Below are 25,938 nucleotides of genomic sequence, written 5' to 3' on the forward strand. Positions count from 1 at the left end.
AGACCCACAGGGCTACGTCACTCGATGGTGGCGCGCAGCGCCCTGACGATTTCTTCCGCGAACATGGAGGTCGCCAGGCCGTGCGAGCGTCGCTCGCGCTGCACCAGCGAGAGGATGTTCTTTCCCATGGCGCGATCCCGGATCGGCAGATAGGCCAGCGTGCCGCTGCGGTATTCCTCGGCGATGTCGAATTTGCTGAGGAAGGCGACCCCGTTACCGGCCGCCGCCAGGTATTTCATCGACTCGATCGAGTTGGTCAGGAAGCTCGGCTCGACATCGAGCCCGGCCTGGTGGAAGGCATCCGTCATGATGTCGAACATCAACATGCTGCGATCGGCGAAGATCAGCGGATAGTCCGCGCAATGCGCCAGCGGCACTGTTTCCATGCCGGCGAGCGCATGTTCGGGCGACACGATGGCGCCGAGGCGGCCATCCATCCTGGTCAGCACTTCCAGCTGCTGCTGTTCCGGCAGGTTGAAGGCGAAGCCGAGGTCGGCCTCGCCATCGGCCACGGCCTGAACGATGTCGCGGATGAACATCACCCGGATCGATATCTTGATCTTCGGATGCCGCGCGCAGAAGGCGGCGGCCACCTGCGGGACGATGCCGCCGGCCAGCCCGTTCATCGTGGCGATGATGACCTCGCCGCTTTGCAGTGCCTTGAGATCGCGGATCTCCGCTTCGACCTGGCTGTATTCGCGCATCGTCCTGCGCACATGGGCGACCAGGATTTCACCGGCTGGCGTCAGGCGCAGGCCGCGCGGCAGCCGTTCGAACAGCGGCTCGCCGATCGCTTCCTCCAATTGCAGCACGTGTTTGTTGATGGCGGATGAAGCGACGTGCAGCCGCTCTGCCGCGCCGCGGATCGAGCCGCTGCGCGCGACCTCGTCGAGATAGCGCAGGATGCGTGAATGCAGCACCGGATACCCTCATCTTACTGCTCTCGAAAAGAGAGCGATGCGTGCAGAAAATACTGCTTTTCGGAAGCGGTTCAATCGCTTCTTATCAGCCGCATAAGCACGGCGAGGGAGGAGCGGCCACGATGCAGCACGTCAAGATCGATCACTACGAGAAGGTCCGGGCGATCTTCGACATCCTGCACGGCAAGAAGGAGGCCGATCTTCTCCTGAAGAACCTCAACATCCTCGATGTGCATGGCGAGACGGTCTACCAGGGTTCGATCCTCGTCTACGACAAGCGCATCGTGGCGCTGAATCCCGACGAGGCGACAATCCAGGTCAGGCAGGTCTTCGACGGAGAGGGGCTTTACGCGATCCCCGGTCTGATCGACGCGCACCTGCATTTCGAATCACAGCTCGCCAATCCGACCGCGCTGGCCGAAGCGATGGTGCCTTGCGGCACCACGACGATCTATGCCGAGTGCCTGGATCTGCTGAGCGCTGCCGGCGAGGACGGCGTCCAGGCGGCGAAGGACCTGTTCCGGGATTACCACAAGCTGCCCTATCGCCTCTACGCCTTCGCGCCGGGCAAGAAGACCGCGGCTTCGGTGACGAAGGCCGTGCTCGAGATGGAGCCGGTCATCGGGCTGGGTGAATTCGAACACTTCACCTACAGTTCGGGCAGCGAAGACGACTTCCACAAGGCGGCCTGGGTACGGGAGAAGGGCGGCTTCCTCAACGGCCACTGGGGCGTTACCGCGCTCTCCGACATGGTGCTGAACTACCTGCCGGCGATCGGCGTCTCCAACAACCATGACGTCTGGACCGGCGACGATATCGAAAAGAGCATCCGCTACGGCTTCCCGACGCACATCAAGTTCGGCGTCGGCAGCAACGAGGTGATCAAGGCGCTGCTGCGCAGCATCGTCGACCGCAAGTTCCCGACCGACAATTTCATGCTGTGCACCGACAACATCTCGATCGAGCGCTTGCAGAAGATGGGCCATATGGACTGGATCATCTCGCTGTGCGCCGACATGGGCATCAACCCCATCAAGGCGATCAAGATGGCGTCCTACAACACCGCCAGGTCGTTCCACATGGACGACCAGATCGGTTCGCTGACACCGGGCCGTTTCGCCGACATCGTGCTGACCGACAGCCTGTCCAGGATCAATCCGCTCTACGTCTTCAAGGATGGCGAGCTGATTGCCGAAGGCGGCAAGCTGCTGCGCAATGCCGACATCGACTATTCCGGCATGCGCACCGCCGGACGTCCGGGTCTGAATGACCTGGCTCCACAGGCGCTCGACATTGTGCCGCTGGAGGTTTCGGCCGATGGCAGCCAGGCCAAGGTCCTGCTGTTCGACGTCTATGGGCGCGGCCATGCCAAATTCCACCGGGAGATCTGGGTTCCCTTCAGGGACGGCAAGGTCGTCCAGGAACACGACGGCAAGACGCTGAGCCGGCTTTGCGTCGTCCAGCGTTATGCCGAAGGCAAGCGCCACATCGTCAGCGGCCTGTTCAAGGGTGTGAACGTGACCCGTGGTGCCGTCGCCACCTTCTGGCCAGCCCCGACGCCGTATTTCGTCGCCGTCGGACAGGACAGCGATGAGATGTGTCATTGCCTGAAACAGGTCGACCGCTATTCCGGCGCCTGCATCGTCACCGACAACAGGGTGGAGAAGGCGGTGATGCCGCTCGAAATCCATGGCGTCATGGCGGATATGACGGTGGATGAATTGACTGCCAGCGCCGCCGCCATCGATGCCGCGCTGGAAGAGATGGGCAACCGCAACGAGGGCGAGCCCGTCGTCAACAAGCTGCTCAGCCTGTTCATTTCATTGCACCGCTTCCGGTTCATGGAATAGCCGGCAGCCGAAGATCACGACACCCTGGCGGGCGGAGGAGGCCCGGCGGGTGGAAACGGAACAAAGGGGAGGGAACATCCATGGCGCATCAAGCAGCCTCGGACGAAATGCAAAGCACCGGCAGCCTCAAGGCGCGGTGGATCATGTATCTGCTCGGCATCTACATCTTGACTGTCGGCGTCAGCCTGGCGATCAGGGCCGGCATCGGCATCTCGCCGCAAAGCAGCCTGACAAGGACGATGACGCTGGTGTTTCCGCCGCTCAGCCAGGGAACCTACAACTTCATCCTCGAGCTGATCATGCTGTTCCTGACCTATCTGGTGCTGCCGAAGGACTTCAAGCTCACCAATTTCGCCTCGCTGATCCCGGCCTTCGCGCTTGCCGTGTTCCTGGATTTCAACCTCAAGATGACCAGCTTCATCGCGCTCGATGTCTATTACCAGAAGGTGCTGCTGCTGGTGTTCGGCGACGCGGCGCTGGCCTTCGGCCTGTTCCTGATGATCCGCGCCAATCTGGTGCTGATGCCTATCGACATGTTCGTCAACACGGTCTTCAAGCGGACGGGCCGGAAATGGGGCAACATCAAAACCGCCTTCGACTGCACCTTGCTGGTGGTGGCGGCCTGCATCGGCCTGCTCTTCCTGCACCAGATCATGTTCATCCGCGAAGGCACGATCCTGAACGCGATCCTCGTCGGCCAATATGTGAAGCTGTATTTCTACCTGCACAGGAAATGGCAGGCGAGGAATGTCCCGGCCGGTTCCGGAAACGCCACCCTCGCGAAGGGATAGCAGTCTCCTTGAGCAACGCTTCGTTCCACCGCCGGGACTCCTGCGGTGGAATCGCGGTCTGCCCGCGCCGGCTGTCACCCTTGCCGGCACGCCACAATTTGACATTGAATTCTGCCGTCATGTCGAGTAGGTGAGAGCCACCAGGCCGGGCCCCTCTGGCAGCCATCCAGGCTGTGATGTCGGACTGGGATTTTTCAATCCGGTGGCCTGGCTTAGACGTCCCTGAATTCTGGCAATAAATGTCGATACGCTAGCGCGATCGCGCCAGAGCAGCTCTGAAAGCTACGCCGCCCTTCAGATATCAAGGGTGCCGTATGACAGAAATTATCAATTCCTTTTTCACCCCCGAAGCGATGACGGCGCTGTTCCAGGTCATCATGATCGACCTGGTTCTGGCCGGCGACAACGCCGTCGTCATCGGCCTTGCCGCGGCCGGCCTGCCCAAGGACCAGCGCGCCAAGGCGATCCTGCTCGGCATCATCGCCGCCACCGTCCTGCGCATCGGCTTTGCTGCCGCCACCACCCAGCTTCTGCAGATCGTCGGTCTGCTCTTCGCCGGCGGGCTGCTGCTTCTGTGGGTCTGCTGGAAGATGTGGAAGGAACTGCAGCATGGACATGGCCAGCAAGCGCTTGAAGGCGTTGCCGGCGAAGACGCGCATGGCGGCACGGCCGCGCCGAGGAAGACCTTCGCGCAGGCCGCCTGGCAGATCGTGATCGCAGACATCACCATGTCGCTCGACAATGTGCTGGCCGTCGCCGGCGCGGCGCGCGAGCATCCCTGGGTGCTGGTGTTCGGTCTCGTCCTGTCCATCGCGCTGATGGGCATCGCCGCGAGCTTCATCGCCAATCTGCTGCAGAAATATCGCTGGATCGCCTATGTCGGCCTTGCCGTCATCCTCTATGTCGCCGGCGACATGATCTACCGCGGTGGACTTGAGCTGCTGCCTTACGTGAGAGGAGCATAACATCCTCTGAAGTCAGGCGACTGGCATCTGGCGATGCCAGTCGCCTCCCGTGCGCGGTGCCCCCACCGCGCGCGATTTGCCGCTTTTGCCTCCGCGCGTGCTCCGCACGGAGTTTCTCTAGCGCGTGAAGCTCTGGGCGTTGCCGGCGTCGACATTGATGATGTTGCCGGTCGATTTCGCCGACATGTCGGACGCCAGGAAATACACCGCTTCGGCGATGTCTTCCGGAAACACCGAGCGTTTCAGCATCGAGCGCTTGCGGTAGTGCTCTTCCAGCTCATCCGGCTGCATCGCATAGGCGGCCGCGCGTTGCTCACGCCATTCGCCGGTCCAGATCTTGGAGCCGCGCAGCACGGCATCCGGGTTCACCGTGTTGACGCGGATCTGATGGTCCGCGCCCTCCAGCGCCAGGCAGCGGGCGAGATGGATCTCGGCCGCCTTGGCGGTGCAGTAGGCGGCTGCATTGGGTGAGGCGGCAAGTCCATTCTTGGAAGCGATGAAGACGATGTTGCCGCCGAGCTTCTGCTGCTTGAAGGTGCGGAAGGCCTCGCGCGACACCAGGAAATAGCCCTTGGCCAGGATGTCCATGTTGCGGTTCCACATCGACAGTTCCGTATCCTCGATCGGCGCCGAGGAGGAAATGCCGGCATTGGAGACCAGGATGTCGACGCCGCCGAATGCGACGGCGCTGTCGGCGTAGGCTGCGGCCACGCCGGCCTCGTCGGTGACGTCGAGCCTGACGCTGCGCACGAAATCCTTGCCGAAGACCTTGGCCAATTCATCCTGCGCAGTTCCGAGTGCCGCCTCGTCGATGTCGGCCAGCACCACGCAGGCGCCTTCGCGCAACAGGCGGATGGCGGTTGCCTTGCCGATGCCGCCGGCGCCACCGGTGACGAAGGCGATCTGACCGGCCAGCGATTTCGGTTTCGGCAGGCGCTGCAGCTTGGCTTCCTCCAGCAGCCAGTATTCGATGTCGAAGGCATCCTGTTCCGGCAGGCCGGCATAGGAGGAGACCGCCGCCGCGCCACGCATGACATTGATGGCGTTGACGTAGAACTCGGCCGAGATGCGCGCGGTGGCCTTGTCGCCGGCGAAGGTGAACATGCCGACGCCGGGCATCAGGTAGACCACCGCATTGGGGTCACGGATGGCGGGCGAGTCGGCATATCTGCAGCGCTCGTAGTAAGCCTGGTAGTCGGCGCGATAGGCGTCGAGCGCCGCGGGCAGGGTTGCCGTCACCGCGTCTATGTCCGGGTTGGCCGGATCGAAACCAATGACCAGCGGCCTGATCTTGGTGCGCAGGAAATGGTCGGGGCAAGAGGTGCCGAGCGGGGCGAGCGCCGGCAGTTCGGCCGAATTGACGAAGTCGAGCACCGCGTCGGAATCGTCGAAATGACCGATCTTCATCGCGCCCGGCTTCGAGATCATGCCGCGCACGATCGGCATCAATCGTGCCGCGATGGCGCGCCGCTCGGCCGCCGGCAAGGCTTGCGTGATCGCGCCGCCGAAGGCTGGCTTGCCTTTCGTTTCGCGCTCGAACCAGTCGATGGCCTGGTTGATCACGTCGACCGTGGTCGTGTAGCACGCCTTGGGTGTGTCGCCCCAGGTGAACAGGCCATGGCTTTCCAGGATGACACCGCGCGCCTGCGGGTTCTCGGCGCAGAACTTGGCCAGCCACAGGCCGAGCTCGAAGCCGGGCCTTTTCCACGGCAGCCAGCCGATCGCGTCGCCGAAGATCTTCTGTGTCAGCGTCTTGGAATTCCTGGCGGCGGCGATGGCGATGATCGCGTCGGGATGCATGTGATCGACGAAAGGCTTCGGCACATAGGCGTGTAACGGCGTGTCGATGGAGGCGGCGCGTGGGTTGAGGTTGAAGGTGCAATGCGGCAGATAGCCGACCATCTCGTCTTCATGTGCCACGCCGCGATAGAGATTTTTCAGCGCGCGCAGTCTGTCCATGTAAAGGGTGGCAAAGCCGTCGAGCTTGATCGAGGCGCTGTCGCCGCCCGAACCTTTCACCCACAGCACCTCGACGTCCTCACCTGTCAAGGGATCCTTCTGCCAGACCTTCGATGACGTGTTGCCGCCACCGTAGTTGGTGATGCGCTTGTCGGAACCCAGCAGGTTGGAGCGATAGACGAGCCGTTCCGGTTCGCTCATCGCCGCCGCTTTCCCGTCATTCCAGAGATTGGCGAGCCGTGCCGGCTGTTTGTCGAGCATGTCTGGTCCTCCCGCCGGCCTCCCAGGCGCGGCATGAGTGCTAAAATCAGTCCAAGGCATGCGGTTTGTCAATCATGAAAGATTGAAGTCGCTCATATCGCAGATGCTAACTGCGTTATATGCATCGCAATATGAGCAAAGTTTTTCACAAATGACTTGCGCGCCCATCGATTTTGCGTAACTTGGATCATGACGTTCGGTTGTCGATCGTCTTGGGAGGATTTTGGCTTGAACGACTTGGTCCGCCATCGGCAGATCATCGAGCTGCTGCGCGACCGGCCCTTTGCGTCGGTGCGCGAGCTGCAGGAACAGCTTGGCGTTTCGGCAGCCACCATTCGGCGCGACATCGACAAGATCGACCAGTCCGGCGGTGCGCGGAAGGTCTATGGCGGCATCTCCGCGCTCGACGGCGCGGCCTCGCAGACGACCGCGTTCGCACGGCCCTATGATGAAAATCGCGACCTCGCCGTCGACGCCAAGCGCCAGATCGCCGAACTGGCGTCGACCATGGTGATGGACGGCGATGCCGTCATCGTCAATGGCGGTTCGACCTGCTACCACCTTGGCGTCAAGCTGGCCGAACGCAACGTTCGCCTCTTCACCAATTCCATGCCGCTCGCCGCCTATCTTGGCGAGCACGGCAAATGCAGCCTGACGATTGCAGGCGGCGAACTGTACCGCGAGCCGCGTGTCCTCTATTCACCGTCGCAGCCGGCCTTCTTTGCTTCGAAGTTCTTCCTCGGCGCGCAGGGCATCAGTGCCGACGGGTTGCTGGAATCGCATCCGCTCATGGTGCGCGCCATCCAGGATCTCAGCCGCAATGCCGACCAGGTGATCGTGCTGGCCGACAGCCGCAAATTCTCCATCCATGCGCGCCACGCCGCCCTGCCGCTGACCCGCATCGGTGTCCTGATCACCGACGACGGCCTGTCGGACCAGCATGCCAAGATGCTGGAGGCCGCCGGTATCGCCCTTCGCATCGCCCCAAGCGGGGGGCTGGGAGGATGAGCGACGCACTCGCAGTTTTCGATCTCGGCAAGACCAATTCGAAGCTGTTCGTGTTCGCACCCGACGGCGCCCTGCTAGACGAGCGCCGCACCAGGCCGGTCTGGAAGGAATATCGGGGCCGCCATGTGCTCGACGACGAGCGCCTGTTTGCCTGGATGAGCCGCGAGCTTGCCGACGTCGTCGCCCAACACGATGTCGGTGGGCTGATGGTTTCCGCCCATGGCTGCGCCTTCGCCCTGGTGCGTGGCGCGGAGCTTCTGCATCCCGTGCTGGATTACGAGCAGGAAATCCCGCCATCGATCGCGCGGGTGATCGATCCGATGCTGCCGGATTTTTCAGAGACCTACACGCCCTGGCTGCCGCTCGGCTTCTCGATCGCGCGCCACATCTATTGGCTGAAGCAGGAGGAGCCGCGCGTCTTCGCCGATGCGGAGGCGATCCTCTGCTATCCGCAATATTGGGGCTGGCGGTTTTCCGGCCGCCCGCTCGCGGAATGGTCCTATCTCGGCGCGCACAGCCAGTTGTGGGCGCCGCTGAAGCGCGATTTTTCCTCACTGGTCGACCGGCTGGACTGGCGCGGGAAGTTCCCCGAGATAGAGCCCGCCGGCGCGATCATTGGCGAAACCCGTGTGGCGCTGCCGGACGGGTCCAGCCGGTCGATCCGCGTCCACAACGGCGTGCACGATTCCAACGCCGCCCTTGCCTACTACCGCATGACCGGCCTGTCCGGCTTCACGCTGGTATCGACCGGCACCTGGGTCATCATCATCAATCTCGATTGCCCGCTCGATGCGCTCGACCGCGAGCGCGACATGATCGCCAACGTCACGGTCGATGGCGAGCCGGCGCCTTCGCTGCGCTTCATGGGCGGGCGCGAGTATGACCTGATCAGCGAAAGCTGGAACCAGCCGATCTCGCAGCAGGCGGTCGAGCGGGTGATGGCGCGCGGCATCTTCGCGCTGCCGTCATGGGCTGCCGGCGGCCCGTTCCCGGAAACCAGCGGCAAGATCGTCGGAGGTGATGTCGAGGGCGAGGAGCGTGCCGCCGTTGCCGCCCTCTATGTGCTGATGATGACGGACCTGTCGCTCGACCTTATCCGCTCCGACAATCTTCTGGTCGTCGATGGCGGTCTCGCCAAGATCGAACTGTTGACGGCGATGCTGGCGCAACTGCGCCCGGCCCAGACGGTGATCCATTCCGAGATGAGCGAAGGCTCGGCCACGGGCGCTGCCGCTCTTGCCTTCAAGGCGCTCGGAACGACGCCGTTCCGCGACGAGACGGTGCCGGTTGCGGCGAGCAGCGTGCCCGGTCTCGAAGTCTATCGCGACCACTGGCGCGAACTGGCCGGCAATGCCCGCGATGCCGCACGTGCCGAGAAAAGGGAGGCAAGCCTGTGACCGCCGCTCCCTATGTCAGCCTCGCCGGCATGTCGAAATCCTTCGTCGGCGTGAAAGCGCTGAAGGACGTCAGCTTCGACGTGCGCCCGGGCGAGGTGCATGCGCTGCTCGGCGAAAACGGCGCCGGCAAGTCGACGCTGATCAAGATGATGTCCGGTCTCTATTCGCCCGATGCCGGCACCATCACGGTCGACGGCAAGGAAGTGAGGTTTGCTTCCACGCGGGACGCTTCCGCCGCCGGCATCGCCACGGTCTACCAGGAACTGCTGCTGTTTCCCGAGCTGACCGTGGCGGAGAACGTCTTCCTCGGCAACTATCCGCGCCGGCCCGGCGGCTGGATCGACTGGGGCGAGGTGCGGGCGCGTACGCGTGCCTTGCTCGACCAGCTCGACACGTTCGACCTCGATGTCGACGCCAAGGTGCTGACGCTGTCGGTGGCGCAGCGCCAGCGCGTCGAGATCGCCAAGGCACTCTCCAAGGATGCGCGCATCCTGATCATGGACGAGCCGACCGCGTCGCTGGTGGAGGCGGATGTGCAGCGTCTGATGGCGGTGGTGCGGCAGCTGCGCGAGCGCGGCGTCGGCATCGTCTATGTCAGCCACCGCATGCCGGAGATCTTCGCGCTGGCCGATCGCGTCACCGTGCTGCGCGACGGCGGCTATGTCGCCACACGCGACATCGGCGAGGTCGATGAGGCCGCTCTCGTCTCCATGATGGTCGGCCGGCCGATCGACAGCCTGTTCCCCAAGGCCGAAGCCGTCATCGGCGACACGGTGCTTGAGGTGAGGAACCTCAATCACGGCCGCCATGTGCAGGACATCTCCTTTTCCCTGCGGCGCGGCGAAATTCTCGGCGTTGCCGGCCTGGTCGGCAGCGGCCGTACCGAACTCGCGCTCACGCTGTTCGGCATGACGCCGGCGACCTCGGGCTTGATTTCGCTCGAGGGCAGGACGGTCAGCATCACCTCGCCGCGCCAGGCGCGCGACCTGGGCATCGCTTATGTGCCGGAGGATCGCGGCCAGCAGGGCCTGGTGAAGCAGATGGCCATCCGCAAGAACGTGTCGATGGCCTCGATAGAGCGCTTCTCGTCCGGAATTTTCATCAAGGCGGGTGAAGAGGCGCAGCGCGCACTCGACGCCGTCAAGCGGCTCAGCGTGCGCTGCCGCAACATCGGACAGCCGGTCGGCGAACTGTCGGGCGGCAACCAGCAGAAGGTGGTGATCGCCAAATGGCTGGAGACCAATCCCAAGGTGCTGATCCTCGACGAGCCGACGCGCGGCGTCGATGTCGGCGCCAAGGCCGAGATCCACACCATCATGGGTGAGCTGGTGAAGCAGGGCGTCGCCATTCTGATGATCTCCAGCGAGCTGCCGGAGGTGCTCGGCATGAGCGACCGCGTGCTGGTGATCAGCGGTGGCCGCCTCACCGGCGAGATCGACCGGGCCGACGCCACGCCGGAACGCGTCGGCATGGCGATGACGGCACATCAGAGCGGGGAGGCGGCGTGATGAGTGTTATCGTCGATCTTCCGCCAACCCGTCCGTCCCCGGCCGCACAGCGGCCCGGCTTCTTCCGGCGGCTGTTTGCCGACTATGGACAGGAGCTCGTCGTCCTTGCCGCGATCGTTGCCCTGTTCGTCGTGGTGACGATGGTCAATCCGCGCTTCATCAGCGCCAACAACCTGACCACGATCTTTTCCGGCAATGCCTATATCGCCGTTGCCGCCATCGGCATGGCCATGGTCATCATCACCGGCCATATCGACGTGTCGGTCGGCGCGCTGATCGGTGTGCTGGCGACGATCTCGGGCACGCTGGCCGTGGCCGGCTACCCGGTCTGGATCGCCTGGCTCGCACCGGTGCTGGTCGGCATGGCGGTCAATGCCTGTATTGGCGGTCTGGTCGCCTATGCGCGCATTCCTTCGATCGTGGTGACCCTGGGCGCCCTGTCGATCATGCGCGGCGGGCTGATCAGCGTCACCGGCGGCACCTGGATCACCAATCTGCCGCCCGACTTCCTGATCGCCCAGAAGAGTGTCTTCGGCCTGCCGGTGCCGCTGGTGTTCATGGTGGTTCTGACTGTGCTTGCAGCACTCTGGATGCGCTACTCGGCCTTCGGTCGCTCGCTTTATGCCATCGGCGGCAATGCCGAGGCGGCACTCGCCACCGGCATTCCGGTCGAGCGCCGCACCGTCGCGGTCTTCGTCATCCACGGTGCCTTCGCCGGGCTGGCGACCATCCTGTTCGCCACGCAGCTGCAGGTGATCCAGTCGACGGTGCCGCCCAATCTGGAGCTCACCGTCATCACCGCAGCCGTCATCGGCGGCGTGTCGATCCTTGGCGGCTCGGGTACCGTCATCGGCTCGACGCTGGCGACGATCCTGTTCGCCACGATCGGCTCGGCGCTGATCTTCGTCAACGTCTCGGCCTACTGGCTGCGTGCGGTCATCGGCCTGCTGATCCTGGCCACGGTGCTCGCCGACATGCTGCGCCGGCGCGGCAGGATATGAGGAAGCACGGATGAACTGGAAATCCCTGCTCCGTCACGAAACCTTCCTGGCCCTGCTCCTGGTTGTCGTGCTGGTCGTGCTGTCGTTCCAGTCCGATCGTTTCTTCACCGTCTCCAACCTGCTCAACCAGGGCCGGCTGATGACGGAGATCGGCCTCATCGCCATCGCCATGACCTTTGTCATCGCCACGGGCGGCATCGATCTTTCGGTCGGCTCGATCCTCGGCCTGACCGCGATCCTGACCGGCGTGTTCTGGCAGAATGTCGGCCTGCCGCTGCCGGCGGCTGCGGTGACCGCGATCGCCGTCGGCACGTTTGCCGGCTTCGTGAACGGCCTGATCATCACCCGCTTCACCGTGCCGCCGCTGATCGCGACACTGGCGACGCTGGCGCTCTATCGCGGACTGGCCGAAGGCATCAGCCAGGCGCGCTCGGTGCGCGGCTACCCGGACTGGTTCTATGTGCTCGGCCAGGGCGAGGTACTGGGCGTGCCGACGCAGCTCTGGATCCTGGTGGCGGCGGCGGTCATCGCCTCGATCATCCTTGCCTACACGCGCTGGGGCCGCACGGTCTATGCCATCGGCTCCAACGAGGTCGCCAGCCGCTTCTCGGGCCTTTCGGTGGAAAAGACCAAGCTTGCCCTCTACACCGCTTCGGGTTTCGCGGCGGCCGTGGCCGGCGTGATCTTCGTGTCGCGCGTCTCGACCACGCGCTCCGACATGGGCACCGGCATCGAACTCGACGCCATCACCGCGGTGGTGCTCGGCGGCACCTCGATCTTCGGTGGCCGCGGCACCATCGCCGGCACCATGATCGGCCTTTGCCTCATCCAGGCGCTGAAGAATGGCCTGTCGCTCGCCGGTGTGAAGGGCGACGGCACCATCATGCTCATCGGCGCGGTACTCATCCTGGCGATCCTCGCCAGCAACCTCTTCGAGAGGAGCGGCACTCGATAACAAGGGAGAAGCGTCCTTCACTGCCGCTCATCAGTGTCCGGACGAATAATTGGAGGATGAAATGCGTAATAAAGTGCTCAGCGCACTGCTGGCCTTGTCCTTCTCGACAAGCCTCAGCCATGCCCAATCCGCCGCCTGGACCGGCGGTGACGACCTGCCGACCAATCCGCTCGCCTGCGATGCCACGCCGGCAACGGTCGCCGCCAAGCCTTATGACGGCGGCGCGCCGACCAATGCGCCCGACCGCAAGGGCAAGACGCTGAAGGTCGTCGACGTGCCGAAGCTGGTCGGCATCGGCTATTTCAACGCCACGTCCAAGGGCATTGCCGACGCCGCCAAGGAAATCGGCACGATGGATGCCAAGACCGACGGTCCGAGCAAGGCCAACATCGATGACCAGATCACGCTGATCGACAACTACATCACCAGCGGCGTCGACGGCATCCTGTTCGCCGCCAACGATCCGGTGGCGATCGCCCCGGTGCTGAAGAAGGCGCTTGCCGCCGGCATCAATGTCGTCGGCTATGACGCCAACTCGACGCCGGATGCACGCCAGTGGTTCGTCAACCAGGCCGAGTTCAACGGCATCGCCAAGGCGATGGTCGATTCCATGGCCAAGGAAGCCGGCGAGGAAGGCGCCTTCGCCATCGTCACCTCGACCTTCACCACGCCGAACCAGGCGCGCTGGATTGCCGAAATGGCGGCCTACCAGGCCAAGTGCCATCCGAAGATGAAGTGGCTGGAGACGGTGGAGGCACAGGAGGACAACATCCTGTCCTTCAACCAGACCAACACGCTGCTCAACAAATATGGTGACGAGCTGAAGGGCGTCTTCGGCATGACCAGTGTCGCCACGCCGGCTGCCGCCGACGCGGTCACCCAGGCCAAGAAGTGCGGCAAGGTCGCGGTCGTCGGCCTCGCCACGCCGAACGCCATGAAGCCTTATGTCGCCGCGGATTGCGTGAAGTCGGTGGTGCTGTGGAATCCTGTCGATCTCGGCTACGCCGCCGCCCATGTCTTGCGCGCCGTCGCCGACGGTACGCTGGCGCCGGGAGCAACCTCGGTGAAGGCCGGCAAGCTGGGCGATCTCTCCGTCATCAACGGCTCGGAGATCCTGCTCGGCGCGCCGACCGTCTTCACCAAGGACAACATCAACAACTTCGACTTCTGAGTTTGCGGGAGGAGACGCTCGTTGGTGTCTCCTCCCATGAAATCGGCCGGCCCGCCTGCCGGCCGATTTCGCCACTGAATCTGGAAAGGATCGCGTCATGCCTGCGGTCGATTGGCGAGCCGAGCTTGCCGCGCTGAAGACCCTGTCGGCCCGTATCGGCAACGACCCCTTGCTGACGCAGGGGGCCGGCGGCAACACGTCGCTGAAAGTCGACGGCACGCTCTGGATCAAGGCGTCCGGAACCTGGCTCGCCCATGCCGCCGAGCGTGACATCATGGTGCCGGTCGAGATGGCGCCGCTGATCGCGGCAGTCGAGGCTGTCGACCCCGCTGCCGAACAGGCGCAGCAATTCGTCGTCACCGAACGCAACGGCTCGGGCCTGCGCCCATCGATCGAAACCACCGTGCATGCACTGATGCGGCATCGCGTTGTTCTGCATGTGCATTGCGTCGACACGATTGCTTTTGCCGTGCGCAGCGACTGCGTCGATCAGGTTGCCTCTCGCCTGGCTGGTCTCAACTGGGCCTATGTGCCTTATGCGCGGCCCGGTCTGCCGCTGGCGCTCGCCATTGCGGAGAACAGCGGCAACCGGCCGGACGTGCTGGTTCTCGCCAATCACGGCCTGGTCGTCGGCGCCGGCACGGTGAAAGAGGCCGAGGCGCTGCTTTCCGACGTCAAGGCAAGGTTGCATGTCGCTCCGCGTGCCGCGCCCGGCGCGGACTTGGACCGGCTGGCCCGGCTGATCGCCGGCAGCGATTACCGGTTACCCTCGTCCGAAGCGGCCCATTGGGTCGCGACCGATCCGCAGAACACCGCGCTGGCGGCTCGAGGCAGCCTCTATCCGGATCATGTGATCTTTCTTGGCGCCGGTTCGGTCATCGCCTCGCAGGATGAAGACGCCGCCGGCGTGGTCGCGCGCCTGGGTACGGCGCCCGTCACGATCCTGTGGCCTGGGGTCGGCGTTCTCATGCGTGGCGATGCCGTGCCGGGGGCCGACGCCATGGCGCGCTGCCTTGCCGATGTGACGGCGCGCATTCCTGCCGATGCGCCGGTCCGTGTGCTGACCGATGAGGAGCATCGGCAGCTGACCGACTGGGATGCGGAGAAGTACCGGCAGGAGCTTGCCCGGAAGAAGATCGCCTGATGAACGAACCGCTCGCGCAATTCCAGCAAAAGTCGGAGCGTTTCCGCGTTTCCGAAGGCGGAAATGCTCTGGCCATTGGCATCGATCTCGGCACGTCCGGCGCGCGCGCCGTAGCGATGACGCCGTCCTTCGAAATTGTGGCGCAAGGTGCTGCCCGGCTCGCGGAATTCGGGCCCGACCCGCGCGATCCGGCGATCTGGTGGAAGGCGGTGGAGCGCGCACTGACGGCAGCGCTTGCAGGGATTGATCGAGCCGGCGTGCATGCCATCGCGATCGACGCCACGTCAGGAACATTGCTGCCGGTCAGCGCCGATGGCGAGCCGCTCGCCGCGCCGCTGATGTACAATGATCGGGTCGAGGATGATGGGTTGCTGGCGCGCATCCGTGCCGTCATCCCGGCCGAGAGCGGCGCCCATGGCGCCACATCCGGGCTCGCCAAGGCGCTGCGTTTCCAGGCCGTGCCGGGTGTCGCGAAAGTCCTGCATCAGGCCGATTGGATCGCCGGGCGGCTGGCCGGCCATTTCGGCACCACCGACGAGAACAATGCCCTGAAGACGGGCTACGATCCGGTCGAGCGGCTATGGCCGGAATGGATCGCAGCGACCGGGCTCGACATGAACCTGCTGCCGCGCGTGGTTGCACCCGGCGCACCGGTGGAAACCATCGCAGCTGACATGGCCAGGACGTTCGGGCTTGGCGAAGAGGTCGTGATCGTTGCCGGCACGACCGATGGCTGCGCTTCCTTCCTGGCGACCGGCGCCGACCGGCCGGGCGATGGCGTCACCGCGCTGGGCTCCACGCTGACGCTGAAGCTTTTGTGCGACCGGCCGATCTTCGCGCCGGACTACGGCGTCTACAGCCACCGCATCAACGGCATGTGGCTTGCGGGCGGCGCCTCCAACACGGGCGGCAAGGTGCTCTCGCATTTCTTTTCCGCCGAAGAAATTGTTCGGCTGTCGGCCGCGATCGATCCGGCGGTTTTGACCGGCCTGCACTTCTATCCGCTGCTGGAGCCGGGCGAGCGCTTCCCCGTTTTCGATCCTGCTTTCGCGCCGCGGCTGCAGCCGCGTCCGGCCAGCGACGCCGACTTCCTGAAGGCGATGTTCGAAGGCATGGCGGCGATCGAAAAACGTGGGTTTGACCGTCTGGCTGGTCTCGGCGCCGACCCGCTTCAATCGGTGCGCAGCGTCGGCGGTGGTGCCGCCAATGCGCAATGGAACGCGATACGGCAACGCGAACTGCAGGTGCCGTTCCTACCTGCCCAATCCACCGAGGCAGCAGCGGGCGCTGCGCGGCTTGCCTTGGGTGGCCTGCAGGCCGTGGGGGATCTGTGATGGTGCACGAGCTTTCCGGCATCCGCGATCTTGCCGACCGCTTCGATGTCTTCATCCTCGACCAGTTCGGCGTGCTGCATGACGGCTCTGCACCTTACCCCGGCGCGGTCGAGACGCTGGTGCGGCTGAAGCAGGCCGGCAAGCCGATCTTGCTGCTGTCCAATTCGGGCAAGCGCTCGGCGCCCAATGAAGCGCGGCTCGAAAAGCTTGGTTTCGTTCCCGGAAGCTGGGGGCATTTCCTCTCTTCCGGCGAGGTCGCCTGGCAAAGCCTGCGCGGCTCGCTTGCCAGCGGGAAGAATGTGCGCTGCCTGCTTGTTTCGCGCGATGGCGATCGGTCGGCGGTCGATGGGCTGCCGCTGACGCTGGTCGATCATGGTTCGCAAGCCGATATCGTGCTGCTTGCGGCGAGCGAAGGCGATCGCTTCGATCTCGGACACTATCGCCTCCTGCTCGAACCTGCCGCGGCGCGTGGCGTGGTCTGCCTTTGCACCAACCCCGACAAGATCATGCTGACGTCCGTCGGTCCGCGTTTCGGGGCGGGGGCGATTGCCGAACTCTACGTCGAACTCGGTGGGCCGGTGACCTGGATCGGCAAGCCGTTTGCCGAGATCTACGCCGCCGCACTGAAGCTGCTGGGCAACCCGGACCGCGCTCGCGTCGTCTGCGTCGGCGACAGCATCGAGCACGACATCGCCGGCGGGCAAGGGGCGGGACTCAGCACCGCTCTGGTGACGACCGGTATCCTCGAGACCGCGACAGCCGTCGAAAAACAGCGGCTTTACGCCGAGCATCAAGCGACGCCGGATTTCCTGCTGCGCGCTTTCACATGGTGAGGAGGAAGATATGGAAACGGTGATCGCGGGTGATGACGTCGAACAGAGCAATGCCGCGCGCCGGAAAGCGCTCGAGGCTGACTATGCGGCACTCGGCGAACAGCTCGACCGGCGCGGCATTTCCGTCGATGCTATCCTGGAGAAGGTCGAGGCCTTCGGCGTGGCGATCCCGTCCTGGGGTGTCGGCACCGGCGGCACGCGCTTCGCCCGTTTCCCGGGGCCGGGCGAACCACGCGATGTGTTCGACAAGATCGAGGATTGCGCCGTCATCAGCCAGCTGACGCGGGCGACGCCGACCGTCTCGCTGCACATCCCCTGGGACAAGGCGGACCCGAACCGCCTCAAGCAGGCAGCTTCGCGCTTCGGCCTCGGTTTCGACGCGATGAACTCCAACACCTTCTCCGATGCGCAAGGCCAGAAGCTCTCCTACAAGTTCGGCTCGCTGTCGCATGCCGATGCCGGCGCGCGCCGCCAGGCGGTCGAGCACAATCTCGAATGCATCGAGATCGGCAGGACGATCGGCTCCAGGGCGCTGACGGTATGGATCGGCGACGGTTCGAATTTCCCCGGCCAGGTCAATTTCGCGCGCGCCTTCGAACGCTATCTCGACGCCATGAAGGCGATCTATGCCGCGCTGCCGCAGGACTGGCGCCTGTTCACCGAACACAAGATGTACGAGCCGGCCTTCTATTCCACCGTCGTGCAGGACTGGGGCACCAACTACATCATCGCCAGGGAGCTCGGCGACAAGGCCTATTGCCTCGTCGATCTCGGCCACCATGCGCCCAATGTGAACATCGAGATGATCGTGTCGCGGCTGATCCAGTTCGGCAAACTGGGCGGCTTCCACTTCAACGATTCCAAATATGGCGATGACGATCTCGACGCCGGTTCGATCGACCCCTACCGGCTTTTCCTCGTCTTCAACGAGCTGGTCGATGCCGAGCTTGCCGGCGCGAAGGATTTCCAGCCGGCGCATATGCTCGACCAGAGCCACAACGTCACCGACCCGATCGAGAGCCTGATGCTGTCGGCGATCGAGGTGCAGCGCGCCTATGCTGCGGCACTGCTGGTCGACCGCAAGGCGCTGGAAGGCTTTCAGGAAGCGAACGACGCGCTGATGGCGACGCAGACGCTGAAGGCGGCCTACCGCACCGACGTCGATCCGATCCTGGCCATGGCGCGCCTGAAGCGGGGCGGGGCCATCGATCCGGTCTCGGCCTACCGCGCCAGTGGCTATCGGGCGAAAGTCGCCGCGGAACGGCCGGCCATTGCCGCGGCTGGCGGCGGCATCGTCTGAACGGAGCGGCGGCCATGCCAGAACGCATAGCCTTTCGAATGGTGCTCGATCCCGGTCAGGCCGACGAGTACAGGAAGCGGCACGACGCGATCTGGCCGGAACTGCGGCAGGCGCTGCGCGAGGCAGGCGTCTCGGACTATTCGATCTGGCTCGACCCCGAGACCAATCATCTGTTCGCGACGCTGATGCGGGCCGACGACCATGCCATGGACGCGCTGCCGCACACCGAGGTCAACCGCCGCTGGTGGGATTTCATGGCCGACATCATGCAGGTCAACGACCGCAACGAACCGTTGGTCGTGCCGCTGCAGCAGGTTTTTCATATGGAGTAGTGGACAATGAGTGGAGCAACCAGCAGCGACAGGGCCTTGCGCGAGGAGATGGTGTCGATCTGCCGGCGCATGAATTCCAGTGGCATCAACCAGGGCACTGCCGGCAATCTGTCGGTGCGCTCGGGCGACGGCTTCCTGGTCACCCCGTCGGGCATGCCTTATGAAACCATGGATGCCGACGACATCGTCGCGATGGATTTCGAGGGTGGTTATGTCGGCCGGATGCCGTCATCGGAATGGCGTTTCCATCGCGACATCCTCACCAGCCGCAGCGATGTGAATGTCGTGCTGCACTGCCATTCGGTGCATGCCACGACACTGGCCTGCCATCACAAGACGATTCCGGCCTTCCACTACATGACCGGCGTCGCCGGCGGTTCGACCATACGCTGCGCGAAATACGCCACCTTCGGCACACAGGCGCTGTCCGACCATGCCTTGGTTGCGCTCGAAGGACGGCTGGCCTGCCTGCTCGGCCAGCACGGGCAGATATCGCTGGGCACGACGCTGGAAGCGGCACTCTGGCTGGCGATCGAGGTCGAGACGCTGTCGCACATGTATGTCCAGGCGCTGATGCTCGGCGAGCCGCCGATCCTGCCCGAGGACGAGATGGAGCGCGTCATCGAGCAGATGCGCCGCATGAGCTACGGCCTCGCGCCCAACGAGGAAGGCAAGGGCGGCGACGCACACCGGCGCTAGACCAGAGCGTTTCCGTTTTTCACGGAAACGCGGAAACGCTCTAAGTTTCTGTTTTCGGGGCATTTTTGTAACGCCAAATGGTTCCACTTGGCTACAAAATGCTCTGGGTGGATTGGCAGATGCACTCGATCCAGATGTCGCGGCCCAAAAGGCTCTGGCGGAGTTTGGCGGCGTCTGCTCGGCATAGTCACGGCGCCAGAGCCGCCACCCTCTGGCGTCGCAAGTCACACTATCGAGGAACTTCAGCGGCAATCTGACGGCCAGTTGAAGCCAATTTCAGGAAGAGCTGAAGCCTCGCAAGATCGCGATTTCACCCACGCCGCAAAGCGCCGTTTTTTCTACACCGTCCGAGTTGACAGGGTGCGGCCCGCAGCGTCGGCCGGCCCATCTTGAATGTCGCTGAACAACGCCTCGATGCGTTCGCTTTCGGAGCGCCTGTGCGGAATCGCATAGGACAACACGACATAGATCGTGGTGTTGACGATCAGCCCGACGATGCCGGAGGTGATGCCGCCAAGCGCCGGGATTGACACCGGATAGAGATATTGCAGCACCACCGCCGTGGCGAAGCCGACCAGCATGCCGGCAACGGCGGCCGATGCATTGCCGCGTTTCCAGAAGATGCCGAGATAGAGCGCCGGCGCCAGCTGGACGATGCCTTGATACGAGGCGAGTGCCAGCGTCAGCAGACCGGAGGTGACATTGACCGTGAGGACCGCGCCGATGATTGCAAGAACGGTGACGACGACAATGGTGGCGCGGGCGGCGCGCGTGGTCGTCGCCTCGTCGGCGCCGATGTGGAGAATGTCCTGGGCGGTGTGGGTGCCGATTGCGGCGGTGATGGCGTTCACATTGCCGACGGTGGCTGCAAAGACCGCAATGCCTGCCAATGCGAGGACGAATGGTCCGCCATGGGCGGCTGTGAGAAACCAGACATTGTCAGGTGCCGCCGCGACCTCGGGCAATTGCGAGGCCAGAAGGCTCATGGTCAGCAATATCGCCAGAAAGAGAAACATCAATGGCGCGGCTTTCACCGATGAGTTGCGCACCGCCTGGGCGCTGCGGGCGGTGAACAGCCGCACGAAGATGTCCGGCCAGCACCAGGAACCAAGCGCGCCGGTTGCGACGATCGAGAAATAATAGAGCGGTCCAAGATCGCTGCCGACACCGGGAAGCGTCGCAAAACTTGGCGGAAGGCTGTCGAAGCCATGGCCCTGCGCCAGCAGCCAGACGATCAGGCCTATGGCGACAAGACCGCCGACGCCATAGGCAAAGATGCCTTGCACCATGTCTGAAATGACGATGCCGTGCATGCCCATGCGAACCGTCCAGATCTGACGGATTCCCAGCACCACAATGCCGATGAAAACCGCGACGGTAGGCGAGACGACCCCGAAGGACAGATAGGAAAACACCAGGCCGAGCGACTGAAAGCCGAGCACCAGCCATGGAAACGCCGAGATGACGCCGATGACCGCGGCGACTTTGCGGACATTGGTGGAATTGTAGCGCATGCCGACAAAATCAGCCTGTGTGCGCAGATTGAACGAGCGGCCCCAGTCGAACACTTTCTGCGCCATGAAAAACATGAACAGCACGGCCAGCAGCGAATAGGAGATGACATAATAGCCGATGACGCCGGCCGAGGCGGCAAGGCCGGCGAAAGCGATGAAGATGGTGCCAGGCAACCAGGTGTTGAGGAAGGCCATGGTCTGGAACCAGGATCCGAAGGATCGGCCGGCCACGGCATAGTCGGTGAAGTTTTTGCTTTCGCGCTGGTTGCGTTCGAGAACGAAGACGACAATTGCGAAAAATGCTGCCAGCATTCCATAGCCGATTAGCATGTTCATCGACGCTACTCCTGACCATGCTGCATCTTCGACTGCAGATGCAGCATGGTCAGGACAAGCATCGCACCGCTGCCCAGAAAGAAGAGCAGCGCCATGTCGATGCTTCCGCTTGCGAAATAGAGGTGGATCGGCGGAAAGAGCATCAATACCAGGTTGAAGATCAGTACCGCCCGCCCGTGCGGGGCGCGTTGCTGGGTGGTTCGCATTGTCCCTGTTCCCCTGTTTTCGGCCAGCGGTTCTCCACGCCGGCCATCATCCGCTAAAGGCCACAGGCCTTCGCTACGTCGTCGACCAGTATTTTCTGGTTCTGCTGTAATTTCTGCCCCGGCAAATCCTGCCAGAACTGCAAATAGGGGTCCTCGACGCCGGTGCGCACGCCGCTCAGCGTTTCCACCACCGCCAGTCCGCAGAATGGCACGTAGAAGGGCGAGTAGCCGCCCTCATGGCTCATCACCAGCCGGCCACCACACAGCGTCTCGGCCGCCTCCATCAGCCTGCGCGTCATTTCGATATAGGCGCGCGACGTCAGCATCATACGGCCCAGCGGGTCGGCATTGCTCGCGTCGAACCCGCTGGCGACCAGGATCAGTTCCGGTCTGAAACGCTGCAGCGCCGGCAGGACGACCCGGTCGAACGCATAGAGATATGCGCCTTCGCCTGACCCCGCCGGCAGTGGCAGATTGATGGCCGAACCGGCACCCTTACCGACGCCGCGATCGGTGACCTTGCCGGTGTCCGGCGGGAAATTGCCGTCCTGATGCAGGGAGATCGTCAACACATCGGGGTCGGATTCGAAGCAGGCCTCGGTGCCGTTGCCATGGTGCACATCCCAATCCACGACAGCAAACCGTTCGACGCCAAGCTTTGCCCGGGCGTGGGCGATGGCCACGGCGACATTGGCAAACATGCAAAAACCCATGCCTTTTTCCGGACGCGCATGGTGTCCCGGCGGACGCACAAGCGCATAGGCATTGTCTACATCGCCCGAGACAACAGCCCGGGTGGCCGAGATGGTGCCGCCGGCAGCCAGCAGGGCAAGTTTGTAGCCGCCCAGGCCGAAGGGCGAGACATTGTCACCCATATCGCCGCCGCGGGCATCGTCACCCAGCAGCTTCATCTTCGTGAGATGGTCGCGTGTGTGGACGCGCAGGATGTCTTCTTCCCCGGCAGCCACGCAGTCGAGACGGCGCAACGATTTGGCCAATTCGGAAACTTCGATGAGAGATGCAAATCTTGCCTTGGATTCCGGCGATTCAACATGCTGCATCGGCTGCAGAAATTCGCCTTTCAGAAATCCCGCCGCTGTGCCCGTGTCGTGCCAGCCAAAGCGCTCATGCCACAACCAACCTGTCGTCATTACGATCCTCCCGCGGCGATGGAGAAACGTTAGCCGGTTCGGCGAACCTGCGAATGATGCAGATGCACTATGGAATCGGTGAAGAATGGCAAACAGCCTGTGCTCGGCCACGCGCCTTGCCGTTGCGGCAAGCCGTCGGTAGTGTGATCAACACTGCCCAAGACACCTACTGCGCCAGTACAACTGACGGGACTTGTGGTGATTTCGAAGCTCAAGGCATTTTCGCTCTTTGCCGCCGATCTCCAGAAGCTGGCCGGTGAACGGGATATTCAGGCGATTGCAGCCTTCGGGGTGCAGAAGCTGAAACCGGTGCTGGGCTTCGAAAGCGCCTGGTACGGCTGGTCGCGTTTCGAGCCGGGCCGAACCGTCGTGCCGGCCTCGGCGACGGTCAATCTGCCGGGTGGGTTTGCCAAATTCTGGTCGACAATCGAGAGCCAGGATCTGGTGGCGCGGGCGTTTCGGGAGAAACGGACGCTGATCGGCACCTATGATCGGACCCAGCCTGCGCAGACCGATGGCATGATCGCCCTGTGCGAGCGCTATCATCTGCGCAAATGGGCCAGCGCCATGCACCACAACCGGCGCAGTCGGACCGCCTTTTTCGTCTCGATCTATCGTGGCGACACGCGCAGCCGCGACTGGCAACCGGATGAGCTCGAGCTTTTGCAATGTGCGGTCGACCATATCTCGCTGGCGATGGAGGTGTCGACACGTCATGCTCGCGGGACGCTGGGTGAACAGATGCTGGTTGTCGACGCAGAGGGCGGCTTGCATATCGCAAACAGCGAATCGCAGGCATTTCTGCGTGGTGTCTGGCCGGGTTGGCGCGGCGAACAATTGCCGAAATCGCTGCTGCGCTATGTCCGTGAACCCGGTACGTTCTACATCAGGGGGCGAGGCGTCGTATTGTCGTCCTCGCTGGTTACCCTCGAGAACTCGCATCTTGTCGCATTGCGTCTCAGGGAGACGGCAAAATCTGACCGGCTGTCGCCGCGCGAGGCGCAGGTGGCCCGGGCGCTTGCGGCTGGGGCAACCTACAAGCAGGCGGCTGCGGCCCTCGGTTCGGCGCCAGCAACCATCCGAAACCAGACGCAGGCCATCTACACCAAGCTCGGCATTGCCTCGCGGGCGCAACTTGCGACCTTGCTGTCGAAAGAAGGCTGAGCCGCCAGGCTCTGGTGTTTGCCGCCCTGCTCCCTTGATCTCAACCCAATTGAGCAGGCCCTCGCCAAGACCAAGCACTGGGGCGCCAAGCCAGAAGCGCTCGGCGAGCCGCCGATCCTGCCCGAGGACGAGATGGAGCGCGTCATCGAGCAGATGCGCCGCATGAGCTATGGTCGCGCCCAACAGCTCGGAGAGCGCCATGACCCAATGGACTGCTGATCATGCTGTCTCGCGTGATGGCACGATCATCGGCTACCGGCAGATCGGTGCCGGTCCCAGCCTCGTGCTGCTGGCGGGCGGCATGCAGAGCAGCCGCAACTTCAGCCAGCTGGCGGAGTTGCTGGCCGATCGCTTCACACTGCATGTGCCTGACCGACGCGGGCGTGGCCTCAGCGGGCCGCCGGGGCTGGACTACGGCATCGACAGCGAGGTTGACGATCTGTCGGCGGTGCTGGCGCAAACAGGCGCACGTGACGTATTCGCCCTGAGCTCCGGCGCCATCGCGACGCTGTGGACGGCGCTGCGCCGGCCGCAGGCGCTGGGCAGAATTGCGCTGTACGAGCCGCCGGTGCCCGTCGGCACGCCATCGCCGCTGGACTTTGTGCAACGCTACGAGCGCGAGCTTGCCGCCGGCAATCTGGCCGCCGCCATGGCCACGGTGATGAAGGGGACGCGCGATCGGCGCGACTGGTTCACAGGCTTGCCACGCCTGCTGCTGGTCCCGATCATGGGCATGGCGCTGCGCGGCAGCGGCGAGGAGGCGACAGCCATCCGTGAACTGGTGCCCACTTTCCGCTACGATGCGCAACTGATCGCCGCCACGGCCGGGCAGGTGCAGCGCTTCAGCGCCATCCGCATACCGGTCCTGCTGATGGGCGGCGACAATTCCAACCCCTATCTGCCAATGGCGCTCGACGCATTGCAGCATGAGTTGCCGCGGGCGGAGCGGGTCGAGCTCAAGGGCGTCGGCCACATCGCGGCGGACAATGTCGGCAAGCCAAAGTTGGTCGCCAGCGAACTGCGGCGGTTCTTCGCCGAGCCTGTCTGAGCCGAACCGCAGGCAGCTATTGCGCTGCCGTATAGAGCAGGCGGGTGGTCGAGCCGGTGGGGTTCAGCGCCCGCTGCAGCAGCGCTTCGGCATGGGCGTTGCGCTGGCGGGCCGTATCCGCGCCCATCACCACGACCACGAAACGCTTGCCGTCGGCATCGTAGGAGGTGACGATGTTGAAGCCGGATGCGCGGATGTAGCCGGTCTTGATGCCGTCGACGCCATAGACGCGGCCCAGCATGTCGTTGTGGCCGCGCACCAGCTTGCCGCGGAACATGAAATCGGCCTCCGAGAAGTAGTGATAATGCTGAGGGAAGTGCGCCCTGAGCGCGAGGCCGAGCACGGCCATGTCGCGCGCCGTCGTCTGCTGGCCGTCATCGGGCAGTCCGGATGCGTTGCGGAAAGTGGTCGACCGCATGCCGATCTGGCGTGCCTTGGAGGTCATCGCGGCGGCGAACCCTTCTTCCGAACCGCCGAGATATTCGCCGACCGCCACGGCGACGTCATTGGCGGATTTCACCACCAGCGCGCGGATGGCGGAATCGACGTCGATCGTCTCGCCGGGCCGGAAGCGCAGCTTGGTCGGTGGCTGCGAGGCGGCGTTGGCCGAAACCGGGATCTGCGTTTCCTTGGTGATGCGGCCGCCCTGCAGCGCCTCGAACAGCAGGTAGAGCGTCATCATCTTGGTGAGCGAAGCCGGATAACGCGGCGTGGTCGAGTTGACTTCGAACACGGTCGCGCCGGTCTTGGCGTCGACGACGATGGCCGCGTATTTCTGCGCCGGCGCCGGTACGGAAAGCACCTGCTCGGGCGGCGTCGCAGCCGTACAGCCGGCGACGAAGGTCACCGTGACAAGGGCAACGAGACATCCGCGGGCGAAAGCGAACAGGGGAGAGGCTGGCAGGGTGGGCATTCCGGGAAGGCTTGAGACGATGCGCTGAGATGAGCGGACCCTAGCCGAGCCGATACACGGCGTCCATTCACCTTGGCTGATTCTCGCCGCCGGAATGCGCCTTTGGCGCCGGTTTCACACCATTTTGTGCGGAAAAGCGCGAAAGACATGGGACTTTGGTGCCGATATCCCGCTCTGG

24 protein-coding genes are annotated in these 25,938 nt (G+C 63.7%); 18 read left to right on the forward strand and 6 right to left on the reverse strand.

Annotation, left to right across the window (positions count from 1 at the left end):
* Window positions 1-17 precede the first annotated feature (17 nt).
* Window positions 18-920, reverse strand: a complete 903-nt coding sequence (locus ACFWYE_RS14630) for a LysR family transcriptional regulator (RefSeq protein WP_379064064.1) — start codon at window positions 918-920, stop codon at window positions 18-20.
* Window positions 921-1,042: 122 nt separating this feature from the next.
* Here ACFWYE_RS14630 and ACFWYE_RS14635 point away from each other — a divergent pair, with 122 nt between their 5' ends.
* The 3 genes from ACFWYE_RS14635 (at window position 1,043) to ACFWYE_RS14645 (ending at window position 4,526) form a co-directional block, all read left to right on the forward strand.
* Complete coding sequence (locus ACFWYE_RS14635) at window positions 1,043-2,770, forward strand: amidohydrolase family protein (RefSeq protein ID WP_379112247.1); 1,728 nt, start codon at window positions 1,043-1,045, stop codon at window positions 2,768-2,770.
* Between the two features lie 80 nt (window positions 2,771-2,850).
* Window positions 2,851-3,561, forward strand: a complete 711-nt coding sequence (locus ACFWYE_RS14640; protein WP_379112249.1) for a YitT family protein — start codon at window positions 2,851-2,853, stop codon at window positions 3,559-3,561.
* Window positions 3,562-3,875: 314 nt separating this feature from the next.
* Entirely contained in the window at window positions 3,876-4,526 is a 651-nt protein-coding gene (locus ACFWYE_RS14645; RefSeq protein ID WP_379112251.1) for a TerC family protein, read from the forward strand.
* A 117-nt stretch (window positions 4,527-4,643) separates the two neighbouring features.
* Here ACFWYE_RS14645 and ACFWYE_RS14650 read toward each other — a convergent pair whose 3' ends face one another.
* Entirely contained in the window at window positions 4,644-6,746 is a 2,103-nt protein-coding gene (locus ACFWYE_RS14650) for a bifunctional rhamnulose-1-phosphate aldolase/short-chain dehydrogenase (protein WP_379112253.1), read from the reverse strand.
* A gap of 228 nt (window positions 6,747-6,974) precedes the next feature.
* On the opposite strand from ACFWYE_RS14650, the gene ACFWYE_RS14655 reads away from it, so the two are divergent.
* The 12 genes from ACFWYE_RS14655 to ACFWYE_RS14710 all read left to right on the forward strand — a co-directional run bounded on the left by ACFWYE_RS14655 (window position 6,975) and on the right by ACFWYE_RS14710 (window position 19,428).
* Window positions 6,975-7,754: a DeoR/GlpR family DNA-binding transcription regulator gene (locus ACFWYE_RS14655; protein WP_379112255.1), complete on the forward strand. Its 780-nt coding sequence runs from the start codon at window positions 6,975-6,977 to the stop codon at window positions 7,752-7,754.
* Entirely contained in the window at window positions 7,751-9,151 is a 1,401-nt protein-coding gene (locus tag ACFWYE_RS14660) for an FGGY-family carbohydrate kinase (protein WP_379112257.1), read from the forward strand. Before ACFWYE_RS14655 ends, ACFWYE_RS14660 begins: the two co-directional genes overlap by 4 nt.
* Window positions 9,148-10,659, forward strand: a complete 1,512-nt coding sequence (locus ACFWYE_RS14665) for a sugar ABC transporter ATP-binding protein (protein WP_379112259.1) — start codon at window positions 9,148-9,150, stop codon at window positions 10,657-10,659. Before ACFWYE_RS14660 ends, ACFWYE_RS14665 begins: the two co-directional genes overlap by 4 nt.
* Window positions 10,659-11,660, forward strand: coding sequence for an ABC transporter permease (locus ACFWYE_RS14670; RefSeq protein WP_379112261.1), 1,002 nt, complete (start codon window positions 10,659-10,661; stop codon window positions 11,658-11,660). The genes ACFWYE_RS14665 and ACFWYE_RS14670 overlap by 1 nt, the downstream gene beginning before the upstream one ends.
* Window positions 11,661-11,670: 10 nt before the next feature.
* On the forward strand, window positions 11,671-12,615 hold the full coding sequence (locus tag ACFWYE_RS14675) for an ABC transporter permease (protein ID WP_379112263.1): 945 nt from the start codon (window positions 11,671-11,673) through the stop codon (window positions 12,613-12,615).
* 61 nt (window positions 12,616-12,676) lie between these two features.
* A complete protein-coding gene (locus ACFWYE_RS14680) occupies window positions 12,677-13,786 on the forward strand; it encodes a substrate-binding domain-containing protein (RefSeq protein ID WP_379112265.1) in 1,110 nt (369 codons plus the stop codon).
* Window positions 13,787-13,883: 97 nt separating this feature from the next.
* Window positions 13,884-14,930 (forward strand): class II aldolase/adducin family protein, encoded by a 1,047-nt coding sequence (locus tag ACFWYE_RS14685; protein ID WP_379112266.1) that lies wholly within the window; start codon window positions 13,884-13,886, stop codon window positions 14,928-14,930.
* On the forward strand, window positions 14,930-16,264 hold the full coding sequence (locus tag ACFWYE_RS14690) for an FGGY-family carbohydrate kinase (RefSeq protein ID WP_379112268.1): 1,335 nt from the start codon (window positions 14,930-14,932) through the stop codon (window positions 16,262-16,264). Before ACFWYE_RS14685 ends, ACFWYE_RS14690 begins: the two co-directional genes overlap by 1 nt.
* Window positions 16,264-17,097, forward strand: coding sequence for a TIGR01459 family HAD-type hydrolase (locus tag ACFWYE_RS14695; protein ID WP_379112270.1), 834 nt, complete (start codon window positions 16,264-16,266; stop codon window positions 17,095-17,097). The genes ACFWYE_RS14690 and ACFWYE_RS14695 overlap by 1 nt, the downstream gene beginning before the upstream one ends.
* Window positions 17,098-17,107: 10 nt before the next feature.
* Window positions 17,108-18,397 carry an L-rhamnose catabolism isomerase gene (gene rhaI / locus ACFWYE_RS14700; RefSeq protein ID WP_379112272.1) on the forward strand — a complete coding sequence of 430 codons (1,290 nt, stop codon included), beginning with the start codon at window positions 17,108-17,110 and terminating at the stop codon, window positions 18,395-18,397.
* Between the two features lie 14 nt (window positions 18,398-18,411).
* Window positions 18,412-18,729: an L-rhamnose mutarotase gene (gene rhaM, locus ACFWYE_RS14705; RefSeq protein WP_379112274.1), complete on the forward strand. Its 318-nt coding sequence runs from the start codon at window positions 18,412-18,414 to the stop codon at window positions 18,727-18,729.
* A gap of 6 nt (window positions 18,730-18,735) precedes the next feature.
* Window positions 18,736-19,428 (forward strand): class II aldolase/adducin family protein, encoded by a 693-nt coding sequence (locus tag ACFWYE_RS14710; protein WP_379112276.1) that lies wholly within the window; start codon window positions 18,736-18,738, stop codon window positions 19,426-19,428.
* Window positions 19,429-19,766: 338 nt separating this feature from the next.
* On the opposite strand, the gene ACFWYE_RS14715 is transcribed toward ACFWYE_RS14710, so the two are convergent.
* From ACFWYE_RS14715 to ACFWYE_RS14725, 3 genes are read right to left on the reverse strand one after another with little or no spacing between them, the layout of a single operon-like run.
* Complete coding sequence (locus ACFWYE_RS14715) at window positions 19,767-21,278, reverse strand: sodium:solute symporter (protein WP_379112278.1); 1,512 nt, start codon at window positions 21,276-21,278, stop codon at window positions 19,767-19,769.
* A 5-nt stretch (window positions 21,279-21,283) separates the two neighbouring features.
* On the reverse strand, window positions 21,284-21,484 hold the full coding sequence (locus ACFWYE_RS14720) for a hypothetical protein (protein WP_379112280.1): 201 nt from the start codon (window positions 21,482-21,484) through the stop codon (window positions 21,284-21,286).
* Window positions 21,485-21,537: 53 nt separating this feature from the next.
* Window positions 21,538-22,635 carry a class II histone deacetylase gene (locus ACFWYE_RS14725; protein WP_379112282.1) on the reverse strand — a complete coding sequence of 366 codons (1,098 nt, stop codon included), beginning with the start codon at window positions 22,633-22,635 and terminating at the stop codon, window positions 21,538-21,540.
* Window positions 22,636-22,833: 198 nt separating this feature from the next.
* Here ACFWYE_RS14725 and ACFWYE_RS14730 point away from each other — a divergent pair, with 198 nt between their 5' ends.
* Genes ACFWYE_RS14730 through ACFWYE_RS14740 form a run of 3 tightly spaced genes read left to right on the forward strand, consistent with a single transcriptional unit; the run spans window position 22,834 to window position 24,847 of the window.
* On the forward strand, window positions 22,834-23,799 hold the full coding sequence (locus tag ACFWYE_RS14730; protein WP_379112284.1) for a response regulator transcription factor: 966 nt from the start codon (window positions 22,834-22,836) through the stop codon (window positions 23,797-23,799).
* 18 nt (window positions 23,800-23,817) lie between these two features.
* Complete coding sequence (locus ACFWYE_RS14735) at window positions 23,818-24,018, forward strand: hypothetical protein (protein ID WP_379112533.1); 201 nt, start codon at window positions 23,818-23,820, stop codon at window positions 24,016-24,018.
* Entirely contained in the window at window positions 23,999-24,847 is an 849-nt protein-coding gene (locus tag ACFWYE_RS14740; RefSeq protein WP_379112286.1) for an alpha/beta fold hydrolase, read from the forward strand. The genes ACFWYE_RS14735 and ACFWYE_RS14740 overlap by 20 nt, the downstream gene beginning before the upstream one ends.
* Before the next feature lie 16 nt (window positions 24,848-24,863).
* On the opposite strand, the gene ACFWYE_RS14745 is transcribed toward ACFWYE_RS14740, so the two are convergent.
* A complete protein-coding gene (locus ACFWYE_RS14745) occupies window positions 24,864-25,760 on the reverse strand; it encodes a D-alanyl-D-alanine carboxypeptidase family protein (RefSeq protein WP_379112288.1) in 897 nt (298 codons plus the stop codon).
* Window positions 25,761-25,938: the final 178 nt, after the last annotated feature.

It is taken from the genome of Mesorhizobium sp. NPDC059025, assembly GCF_042739655.1.
GTDB lineage: Bacteria > Pseudomonadota > Alphaproteobacteria > Rhizobiales > Rhizobiaceae > Mesorhizobium.

Bases quoted from the DNA above. Each gene is read 5' to 3' on its own strand.
- ACFWYE_RS14635 (WP_379112247.1), top strand. From the start codon at position 1,043: ATGCAGCACGTCAAGATCGATCACTACGAGAAGGTCCGGGCGATCTTC.
- ACFWYE_RS14640 (WP_379112249.1), top strand. From the start codon at position 2,851: ATGGCGCATCAAGCAGCCTCGGACGAAATGCAAAGCACCGGCAGCCTC.
- ACFWYE_RS14645 (WP_379112251.1), top strand. From the start codon at position 3,876: ATGACAGAAATTATCAATTCCTTTTTCACCCCCGAAGCGATGACGGCG.
- ACFWYE_RS14650 (WP_379112253.1), bottom strand. From the start codon at position 6,746: ATGCTCGACAAACAGCCGGCACGGCTCGCCAATCTCTGGAATGACGGG.
- ACFWYE_RS14660 (WP_379112257.1), top strand. From the start codon at position 7,751: ATGAGCGACGCACTCGCAGTTTTCGATCTCGGCAAGACCAATTCGAAG.
- ACFWYE_RS14670 (WP_379112261.1), top strand. From the start codon at position 10,659: ATGAGTGTTATCGTCGATCTTCCGCCAACCCGTCCGTCCCCGGCCGCA.
- ACFWYE_RS14675 (WP_379112263.1), top strand. From the start codon at position 11,671: ATGAACTGGAAATCCCTGCTCCGTCACGAAACCTTCCTGGCCCTGCTC.
- ACFWYE_RS14680 (WP_379112265.1), top strand. From the start codon at position 12,677: ATGCGTAATAAAGTGCTCAGCGCACTGCTGGCCTTGTCCTTCTCGACA.
- ACFWYE_RS14685 (WP_379112266.1), top strand. From the start codon at position 13,884: ATGCCTGCGGTCGATTGGCGAGCCGAGCTTGCCGCGCTGAAGACCCTG.
- ACFWYE_RS14690 (WP_379112268.1), top strand. From the start codon at position 14,930: ATGAACGAACCGCTCGCGCAATTCCAGCAAAAGTCGGAGCGTTTCCGC.
- ACFWYE_RS14695 (WP_379112270.1), top strand. From the start codon at position 16,264: ATGGTGCACGAGCTTTCCGGCATCCGCGATCTTGCCGACCGCTTCGAT.
- rhaI (WP_379112272.1), top strand. From the start codon at position 17,108: ATGGAAACGGTGATCGCGGGTGATGACGTCGAACAGAGCAATGCCGCG.
- rhaM (WP_379112274.1), top strand. From the start codon at position 18,412: ATGCCAGAACGCATAGCCTTTCGAATGGTGCTCGATCCCGGTCAGGCC.
- ACFWYE_RS14710 (WP_379112276.1), top strand. From the start codon at position 18,736: ATGAGTGGAGCAACCAGCAGCGACAGGGCCTTGCGCGAGGAGATGGTG.
- ACFWYE_RS14715 (WP_379112278.1), bottom strand. From the start codon at position 21,278: ATGAACATGCTAATCGGCTATGGAATGCTGGCAGCATTTTTCGCAATT.
- ACFWYE_RS14720 (WP_379112280.1), bottom strand. From the start codon at position 21,484: ATGCGAACCACCCAGCAACGCGCCCCGCACGGGCGGGCGGTACTGATC.
- ACFWYE_RS14725 (WP_379112282.1), bottom strand. From the start codon at position 22,635: ATGACGACAGGTTGGTTGTGGCATGAGCGCTTTGGCTGGCACGACACG.
- ACFWYE_RS14740 (WP_379112286.1), top strand. From the start codon at position 23,999: ATGACCCAATGGACTGCTGATCATGCTGTCTCGCGTGATGGCACGATC.
- ACFWYE_RS14745 (WP_379112288.1), bottom strand. From the start codon at position 25,760: ATGCCCACCCTGCCAGCCTCTCCCCTGTTCGCTTTCGCCCGCGGATGT.